The following is a 9,059-nucleotide window of genomic DNA, read 5'->3' as shown; positions in this document are numbered from 1 at the left end:
GACCGTGAAACGACTTTGCGCCGATGATAGTGCTGCAACCAGTGTGAAAGTAGGTTATCGTCAGGCTAGTTATAAGAAAGAAACCCGTTGACTGATGTCAGCGGGTTTTTTTTCGTCCCGAGAAAAGCGAACATCGTAGGCGGATAAGGCAAAGCCGCATCCGCCGAAGGCGTGAACACCACCGCCGCTATTCTTGCCTTCAGCGGATGCGGCCCCCGGCTTATCCGCCCTGCAAATACGATGGCTGCCCGGACGCCCTCGTAGCCACCCTTGCGCGCTTCGCGCAGCAAATGCAGCTGCTTACCTTAAAGGGTGATCGTCACGCCTCCGGCGGAAAGGGGGCGCCGAGTCACCTCCGGTCTTATCCACCCTGCGCCGCAACATCCCAGGCCCTGGCTTCAACTTCCGCACCTCGACCCATTAATCAGCAGACGTAAAAAAGCCGCCCGGCTTTCGCCAGGCGGCTCGCACTACCAATTGCGCTTACTTGGCAGGGCTACGCGTACCAACCACTTCAACCGATACACGACGGTTCTTCGCACGTCCGGCCGAATTGGCGTTGTCAGCCACTGGCTGGGTTTCGCCCTTGCCTTCGGTATAGACACGGCTCGGGGTCAGCCCCTTCGACACGATGTACGCCTTGACTGCCTCAGCGCGGCTCAGCGACAGCTTGTCGTTGTAGGCGTCGGTGCCAACCGAGTCCGTGTGGCCGACTGCGATCATCACTTCGGTTTGCATGCCTTCCAGCTTGCCAACCAGCGCGTCCAGCGCTTGCTTGCCCTCTGGCTTGACGATCGATTTGTCGAAATCGAACAGCGCTTCAGCCGCGAAGGTGACTTTTTCCGACACGGCGACTGGCGCTTCTGCAACGACTGGCGTCGGCTCGGCGACAGGCGCCGCAACCGGTGCCGGAACCGATGCGGCAACCGGGCGTGCTGCCGGGCGGCCAAGCTTGAAGACCAGGCCGAACGAGACCAGGTCGACATCGCCACGGTTGCCGATCGCGTCGTTCACGCGGTAGCGCTCGACTTCGACGCGGCCCGCGAGGGCTTCGCTGAACTTGTACTCGGCGCCCAGCCCGACTTTCGCGTTGAGCTTGCGCTCGCTGGCGTTTGGACTGGTGATTGCTGCCAGACGATTACCCGAAAAATGGGTGCTGGCCTTGGCGTAGTTGGCGCCGGCACGGGCCAGCAGCGACAGGCGCTCGGTCAGTGGCAGTTGGCCGACCAGATCCACATTCACCCCGCGGAAACCAGCTTCGCCGCGCAAGGCGCCGTTACCGCTGGTACGTGCATCGAATTCAAATTTGCCCAGATCGAAATATCCAGCCTCAACCGCGAAGTAGCGGTTGAGCTGCTTGCCGACGAACAGCTTCATGCCTGCGTCGCGTTCATCGGCGTCGAACGAGCTGATGGCCGCGCCATTGGCCGACAGGGCGGCGCGGATGCGCTGCTCATCGATGGTTGCGCGCGACTGGCCGAGGCCGGCGCCGATGTACACGGCGCTGTTTGCCCAGTCCGGATTGATGAATGGTTCGTCAGCCTTGGCCGCTTGCGCGGCCATCATCGAAAATGCCAGGCACGTCAGTGCGATTGTTTTAGTCAGTTTCATGTCGTTCCCGAATTATTTGGTGATCTGGTTGTTGCTGAGCGTGACCGCTGCGGCAGTCAGCACGCGGCCGTTAAGCAGGGTGGTGTTGTCGCCGACCGTGATCGCCGCTGCCTGGCCAAGGATCGAGCCCTTGAACACGCTGTTGGCGCCGAGGGTGGTAGGACCGACTGGCACCCAGGTGAGGTTGCCGGCGGTAGCGCCGTTGGTCAGCTCGACGATCGAGTTGGCTGCGGTGTTGAGCGTCATTGCGGTGCGGAAGATGTAGACACCGGGGCCGTTCAGTTTGAGCGTACCGGTCAGGCTGATTGCGCCAGCGTAGCAGTAGACGCCTGGCGTCAGCGTCAGGCCACCGAGGTTGACGCCGCTGGCGGAGCTGACGGTGCAAGTGCGGCTGTTGGCATCGCTGATCGCAACCTGGAGGTCAGACATTGCCTGGGCCAGGATCGCGCCGGACTTGTAGTTGGTGAAACCAGCAGCCAGGGTCGGGTCGGTGGTCTGCGACGGTGCGCCAACATTGCCGGTGATCAGCGTGGTACCGCCCGCGTTGTTGGTGATCGACGTCCCTGCCAGCACCGCGAAGTTCGCCGCGCTGCCCAGGTTGACGCCAGCCAGTACCGGAGGTTCCGGGTTTGGCGTCGGCTCTGGCAGGACAACCGCAACAACATTCATCGATGCATTCGCGGTCTGGCCGTTGAGATTGGCAGTGATCGTCGTGGTACCGACGCTGACGCCGGTTGCGACACCGGTGTTGAGTATGGTGGCGACACCCGTTACCGACGACGACAGGGCAGCGCTCGAGGTCACGATGGCGGTCGAGTTATCCGAATAACGTGCGGTAACGACATAGGTTTGCGTCGCACCGAGGTTGACGGTGGCCGATGCAGGCGAAATGGAGATGCTCGACAGGGTAGCCGCCGCGGTGGTTGCGGTGGAGTTCGCGATCTTGCCGCCGAAGGCGGCGCTGATGATCGACGAGCCTTCCGCCACGCCGCGCAGGAGGCCCGGCGTAGTCGTACTCACTGCCGCAGTATTTGCGGAAGTAAATTGCGACTGCGTGGTGACGTCGACGGCGGTGCCATCGGAGTAGGTCGCGGTGGCGGTGAGCTGGCGCGTTTCGCCGGCAAACAGGGTGACTGCCGCTGGCGTAATTTGCAGCGACATCAGCGCCGCTGGCGCTACCGTCAGGACGGCAGTGCCGGTCTTGCCGTTGAAGGTGGCGCTAATGGCTGCGCTGCCCTGGCTCAGGCCAGTGGCATTGCCGCTCGCCGCGGTAACCGTAGCGACTGCAGGGGTTGCCGTTGTCCATGCGGATTTGGTGCTGACGTCCTGGGCCGAGCCGTCCGAGTAGACCGCGGTAGCAACGAATTGCTGCGAGGTGCCGAGTGCAATGCTGGCCGTGGCCGGGGTCACCGCGATGCTGACCAGGCTGGCGCCCGGCAAGCCGAGGATTGGATCGCGTCCCTGGTCGCCGCCGCCGCCGCAACCGGCGACAAGTGCGGCGGCCAGCAGGCCTGCCGAGCAAAATAGAATCTTGGTGTAGCGCTTGAATGCGTTCATGCTGTTGTTCCTTGTAAGTGGCCGTCGGTCATGTGCTGCCCGACGTGCGACCTCCACTATTGCCTTTAGGAATGCCCCACTCCGTTCGGTACCGCGCATAGGAATGAAAGATAAATTAAGTTGATTCAAATAAACAACGGCGGATGCTTGCCGGCCGAGGTTGTGGACGCCCTGCTGAGAGCGCGGTTGCCCCTCGCTTCGCGCTTGCGCAAGCAAAAATTGTCAAAAATATAAAAATCTGCGCGCGCTTGCGCCGTGCTACCCTGACCAGTCACTACCCCCATGCCGGCGAGAAAACGCACTAATGCAACCTAAGCACGACCCGAACCAAAATTTCCTCCTTGCGGCGCTGCTCGACGCGGAATTCAACCGTCTGTCTCCGCACCTCGAGCTGGTTGCCCTGAAGCTCGGGGACGTACTTGCCGAATCCGGCAGCAAGACCGAATACCTGTATTTCCCGACCACGGCGATCATTTCGCTGCACTATTTGCTCGAGAATGGCGGCTCGTCCGAGATCGCCGGCGTCGGCAACGAAGGCGTGCTTGGCATTTCCCTGTTCATGGGCGGCGACACGACCCCGAGCCGCGCGGTGGTGCAGACCGGCGGCTTCGGCTACCGCATTCCCGCGCGCATCCTGATGGAAGAGTTCGATCGGGCCGGCCCGGTGCTGCGCCTGCTGCTGCGCTACACCCAGGCGCTGATTACCCAGATGTCGCAGACCGCCGTGTGCAACCGCCACCACAGTGTCGAACAGCAGTTGTGCCGCTGGCTATTGCTGACGCTCGACCGCCTCGGCCCAGCCGAGTTGACCATGACTCAAGAATTGATTTCCAACATGCTCGGCGTGCGCCGCGAAGGCGTGACCGAAGCGGCCGGCCGTTTGCAGGCGAGCGGCTTCATCAGCTACAGGCGCGGCCACATCACGGTGACCGATCGAAGCGGACTGGAGCGCAACGTCTGCGAATGCTACGGCGTCGTCAAGAAGGAATTCGCGCGGCTGCTGTCGGACACGCGCAACCGCCAAGCCCCCGGGGTGGCCACCAAACCTGGCTGACGACTCAGTTACGCCGTCACCTTTTTGAGCCAGGTTGAGCGCTCGACGTCAGGCAATACAGGATTACCAATGAAAACGATTATGAACTCCGCGGTGGAACGATTGATGGCAATCGCCTTCGTCGCCACGTTCGCCATGCTGCTGCTGGTCGGCGGCATTGCATTCAACCAGCTTCTCGACCCGGCGATGTCGCGCGACCTCATCATGGCGAGCGTTACCGCGCTGGTGTTCTTGCTGATACTGCTGTTTATCCAGCTGCGCCGGGAACTGCGCGTGCGCGCCACTGAGCAACTGGCGGTGCGGGTGGCGCCATTGATCAAGGCTGGTGCGTTGCAAGACGCTATTTTCAATAGCGCCAATTTTTCCAGTATCGCCACCGATGCCCAGGGGGTGATTCAGATCTTTAACGTCGGCGCTGAACGAATGCTTGGCTTTGCGGCGGCCGATGTCGTCGACAAGCGCACGCCGGCCATGATCTCCGATCCGCAGGAGCTGATCATCCGCGCTGCGGAATTGAGCGCCGAGTTTGGCACCGCGATCCAGCCGGGCTTTGAGGCGATGGTCTACAAGGCGCTGCGCGGCATTGAAGATATTTATGAACTGACTTATATTCGCGCCGATGGACGGCGTTTCCCGGCGCTGTTGTCGGTAACAGCGCTGCACGACGCGGTGGGCAAGGTGATCGGCTTCCTGCTGATCGGCACCGACAACACTGCCCGCAAGCAGGTCGAAGAAGAGCAGGCGCTGCTGGACCAGCGGCTGCGCGACCAGCAGTTCTACACGCGCTCGCTGATCGAATCCAACATCGACCCGCTGATTACGACCGACCTGCGCGGCATCATCAGCGACGTCAACCACCAGATGGAATTGCTCACGGGCCGTACCCGCGACGAGCTGATCGGTGCTCCGTTCAAGAACTGCTTTACCGAGCCGCTGCGCGCCGACGAGGCGATCACACGCGTGCTGCGCGAAAGCAAAGTGAAGAACTACGAGTTGACCGCCCTGGCGCGCGATAACAAGCAGACCGTTGTCTCGTTCAACGCTACCACGTTCCACGACCGCGACCGCCGCGTGCAGGGCGTGTTTGCCGCAGCGCGCGACGTCACCGAGCGCAAGCAATTCGAATACGCGCTGCAGGAAACCAACGTCGCGTTGCAATTGGCGCGCGAGGCCGCCGAGAAAGCCAACCGCGCCAAGTCGGAATTCCTGTCGAGCATGAGCCATGAACTGCGCACCCCGCTCAATGCGGTGCTGGGCTTCGCGCAACTGATGGCGTCGGAGGTGCCGCCGCCTGCCGCGCACCAGCAGCGTTCGATCGACCAGATCCTCAAGGGCGGCTGGTATCTGCTGCGCTTGATTAACGAGATCCTCGACCTGGCGATGATTGAATCGGGCAAGGTCACGCTGTCGCAGGAATCGATGTCGATGACCGATGTGCTGCAAGATTGCAAGGGCATGATCGAGCCGCAGGCTACCAAGCGCGGCATTGCGCTGACCTTCCCGACCTTCGATAATATAATTTACGTTCATGCCGACCGCACGCGCGTCAAGCAGGTCATGATCAACCTGCTGTCGAATGCCATCAAGTACAACGGCAGCGGCGGCAGCGTCATCGTCCAGTGCGTGGTCAGCGGCAAGGACCGTATCCGGATCAGCGTCAAGGACACCGGCGCCGGCCTGTCCTCGGAGCAGCTCGATCAGTTGTTCCAGCCATTCAACCGCCTCGGCCAGCAGGACGGCGCTGAAGAGGGCACGGGCATCGGCCTGGTCGTCACCAAGCAGCTCGTTGAGCTGATGGGCGGCTTGATCGGGGTGGAAAGCGCCGTCGGCGTCGGTACCGTATTCTGGGTCGAACTGGCCGCGGCCACCGCGCCTGAACTGGCGCTGGAAAATATCGACGAGGTATCGCTTGAACGCCGGCCTACTGGCGCGCGGGAACTGTGTGACCAGCCGACCCTGCTGTATGTGGAAGACAACCCGGCCAACCTGGCCCTGGTCGAACAACTGATCGCACGCCGCGGCGACGTCAAGCTGCTCACCGCCATCGACGGCCGCCTCGGCGTCGAACTGGCGCGCACGTACCAGCCGGACGCTATCCTGATGGACATCAACCTGCCGGGCATCAGCGGATACGGCGCGCTGAAGCTACTGCAAGAAGATCCGCTGACTTCGCATATTCCGGTGCTGGCGCTTTCCGCCAACGCAGTGCCGCGCGATATCGAGAAAGGTCTGGAAGCGGGCTTCTTCCGCTACCTGACCAAACCAATCCGAGTACGTGAATTCATGGAGGCGCTGGACGTCGCATTGGAACACGCAGCCCAACATCCAATGCACCAGCCAGTCGAACCGGGACAATAATGAATACGATTAAACCAGCAGCTGACGTGGTGCTTCACGCCTCCGAAATACTCAACGCGAGCATTCTGGTCGTCGACGACCAGGAAGCGAATGTGATGCTGCTCGAGCAAATGCTGCGCAATGAGGGGTATACCAATATCACCACCACGCAGCTTCCGCGCGAAGTGGAGGCGCTGCATCGGGCCAACCGCTTCGACCTGATTCTGCTCGACTTGCAAATGCCGGAGATGGATGGCTTCGAGGTGATCGACATGCTGAAGGGGATTGAAACGGGCGGCTATCTGCCGGTGCTGGTGATTACTGCGCAACCTGGGCACAAGCTGCGCGCGCTGAAAGCCGGCGCCAAGGATTTCGTCAGCAAGCCGTTCGACCTGGTCGAGGTCCAGACCCGCATCCATAACATGCTTGAAGTTCGCCTGCTGTACCGCAAGCTGGCGGACCACAACCGCGTGCTGGAGCAGACGGTGCTCGACCGGACTGCCGAATTGCGCCAGAGCGAAGCGCGCTTCCAGCGCTTTACCGAATTGTCGTCCGACTGGTACTGGGAGCAAGATGCGGAAGGCCAGCTCACCCAGTTTTCCGGACCGGTTCATGAAATGCTTGGGATTGGCGCCGATAGCGCGCAAGGCGCCGGATGGAATGCGAATGAGCGTGCCGCGCTCGACGCAAAGATCGCCGACCGCCTGCCGTTTCTCGATTTTATTTACACACGCACCGCCCCCAACGGCAACGTGCAGTACCTGAGCGTGAGCGGCGAGCCTATGTTCGATGCGGCCAGCCGCTTTACCGGCTATCGCGGCGTCGGGGTCGATGTCACCGACCGGATGAAGCGCAGCTGATCATGCGGTGACGACGCCGCGACTAATACTTTCGCCGTCGTTGGGTTTCAGGCGCCAGAACAGCAGCGATGACGCGGCGGTGATCGCGCCCAGGGTCAGGAACGCATGATGCAGCGCGTTCGTGACCAGCGCTGCATCTGCCTGAACGACATTGCCCAGATACCAGCCGGCGACCAGCGACCCGGTGGCCAGGCCGAAGCTCATCGATAGCTGCTGGAACGAGCTGGACATCGTGCTGGCCATGCTGGAGTCGTTCGCATCGATATCGGCATACGCCAGCGAATTCATGCTCGAAAACTGCATCGACGCAAAGAATCCCTGCATCAATCCAAGGCACGCGATGACTGCCAGCGGCGTTGAGGCATCGACCAGTGAAAAGGTCGCAATGGCCAGTCCGATGAACACGGTGTTCACGATCAGGATTTGGCGATAGCCAAAGCGCTTGAGTAATCGCTGGGAAAACAGTTTCATCCCCATCGCCGCGATTGCCGACGGCATCATCAACAAACCCGACTTCCACGCCGGCAGCCCCATACCCACTTGATACAGCAACGGCAACAGGAAGGGCAGGCCGCCAAACCCCATCCGCGTCACAAAGCCGCCCAGCACCGAGATGCGGAAGGTGCGAATGCGGAACAGTCCAAGACGCAGCAACGGGAACTGGGCATCGCTCGCATGGATGGCATAGGCAACCAGCAGGCCGAGCGACACGCTCAGCACGGCCAGCGCAGTGAGCGGCGCCAGGGTATGTTCACCAAACACTTCCAGCAGCCAGGACAGCAGCGCTGTTCCCGAGCTGAACAGGATCAGCCCAAGCACGTCCAGCGGACGCTTTTGCTCGCTCGCATGGTCGGGCATGTACTTGTAGACCAGGAACAGCGCAATGATGCCGACGGGAACATTGATAAAGAAGATGTAGCGCCATGAAAACCAGTGAACGATGAGTCCGCCGATCGTCGGCCCGAGCAGGGGGCCGATCAGGGCGGGAATAATCACGAAGTTCATCGCTCCCAGCAGCTCTGATTTGGGGAAGGTACGGATGATGGCGAGCCGTCCGACCGGCATCATCATGGCGCCGCCAAATCCCTGGAGCATGCGCGCGGCCACCATCATCTCCGGGTTGACGGCCAGCCCGCACAGGACGGACGCAGCGGTGAACACGATGATCGCCGATGAAAACACGCGGCGCGTGCCGAAGCGGTCCGCCATCCATCCGCTGACGGGAATGCCCACCGCCAGGCTCAGGATATAGCTGCTCACCACCGACTTCAGGCTGAGCGGTGTGACGCCGAAACTGGCTGCAATGCTTGGAATGGCGGTGTTGAGGATGGTGGCGTCGAGCTGCTCCATGAAGAGTGCCGCCGCGACCACCCAGGGCAAATAGCGCTTGGTGACGGAGATGTTCATATTGATGACTATAGCCGGGCGCCAGAAATCGCACACGCACCGCACAAATAGTCCTTGTCAGTCCACGGTGCCTTTGCTATAGTTCGCCTCCCCGCAGAAATGGTTAACGAAATCAAGTAGTTGCCGAGTTGTGAGGGGCGCCGGAAACGGCGGTGTAGTAAAAAAAGAGGTTGACGAGCAACGCAAATTACCGCATAATCTCATCTCTCTGCTGCTGACAAACACAACGCTTT

The 9,059-nt window shown here is 61.1% G+C and carries 6 protein-coding genes; 3 read left to right on the top strand and 3 right to left on the bottom strand.

The features are described from left to right. Nucleotides 1-483: 483 nt before the first annotated feature. Nucleotides 484-1,611 (bottom strand): OmpA family protein, encoded by a 1,128-nt coding sequence (locus I4X03_RS23395; RefSeq protein ID WP_223471402.1) that lies wholly within the window; start codon nt 1,609-1,611, stop codon nt 484-486. A gap of 12 nt (nt 1,612-1,623) precedes the next feature. Next, on the bottom strand, nt 1,624-3,168 hold the full coding sequence (locus I4X03_RS22860; RefSeq protein ID WP_223471400.1) for an ice-binding family protein: 1,545 nt from the start codon (nt 3,166-3,168) through the stop codon (nt 1,624-1,626). A gap of 304 nt (nt 3,169-3,472) precedes the next feature. Between I4X03_RS22860 and I4X03_RS22855 the strand changes: the two genes are divergently transcribed. The 3 genes from I4X03_RS22855 to I4X03_RS22845 all read left to right on the top strand — a co-directional run bounded on the left by I4X03_RS22855 (nt 3,473) and on the right by I4X03_RS22845 (nt 7,419). After that, nucleotides 3,473-4,222: a Crp/Fnr family transcriptional regulator gene (locus I4X03_RS22855; protein ID WP_223471389.1), complete on the top strand. Its 750-nt coding sequence runs from the start codon at nt 3,473-3,475 to the stop codon at nt 4,220-4,222. A gap of 69 nt (nt 4,223-4,291) precedes the next feature. Next, nucleotides 4,292-6,580: a PAS domain-containing hybrid sensor histidine kinase/response regulator gene (locus I4X03_RS22850; protein ID WP_223471381.1), complete on the top strand. Its 2,289-nt coding sequence runs from the start codon at nt 4,292-4,294 to the stop codon at nt 6,578-6,580. Between the two features lie 29 nt (nt 6,581-6,609). Beyond that, nucleotides 6,610-7,419 (top strand): response regulator, encoded by an 810-nt coding sequence (locus I4X03_RS22845; RefSeq protein ID WP_223471404.1) that lies wholly within the window; start codon nt 6,610-6,612, stop codon nt 7,417-7,419. On the opposite strand, the gene I4X03_RS22840 is transcribed toward I4X03_RS22845, so the two are convergent. Continuing rightward, a complete protein-coding gene (locus I4X03_RS22840; protein ID WP_223471379.1) occupies nt 7,420-8,826 on the bottom strand; it encodes a DHA2 family efflux MFS transporter permease subunit in 1,407 nt (468 codons plus the stop codon). Nucleotides 8,827-9,059: the final 233 nt, after the last annotated feature.

It is taken from the genome of Massilia soli (assembly GCF_016809835.1).
In the GTDB taxonomy this organism is placed as follows: domain Bacteria; phylum Pseudomonadota; class Gammaproteobacteria; order Burkholderiales; family Burkholderiaceae_D; genus Telluria_A; species Telluria_A soli.
Note: the sequence above shows the minus strand (reverse complement) of the source record. Positions and strands in the feature narration are given on the sequence as shown.

Excerpts from the sequence above, each read along its gene's own strand:
- I4X03_RS22855 (WP_223471389.1), top strand. The coding sequence starts at position 3,473 with ATGCAACCTAAGCACGACCCGAACCAAAATTTCCTCCTTGCGGCGCTG.
- I4X03_RS22860 (WP_223471400.1), bottom strand. The coding sequence starts at position 3,168 with ATGAACGCATTCAAGCGCTACACCAAGATTCTATTTTGCTCGGCAGGC.
- I4X03_RS22850 (WP_223471381.1), top strand. The coding sequence starts at position 4,292 with ATGAAAACGATTATGAACTCCGCGGTGGAACGATTGATGGCAATCGCC.
- I4X03_RS23395 (WP_223471402.1), bottom strand. The coding sequence starts at position 1,611 with ATGAAACTGACTAAAACAATCGCACTGACGTGCCTGGCATTTTCGATG.
- I4X03_RS22840 (WP_223471379.1), bottom strand. The coding sequence starts at position 8,826 with ATGAACATCTCCGTCACCAAGCGCTATTTGCCCTGGGTGGTCGCGGCG.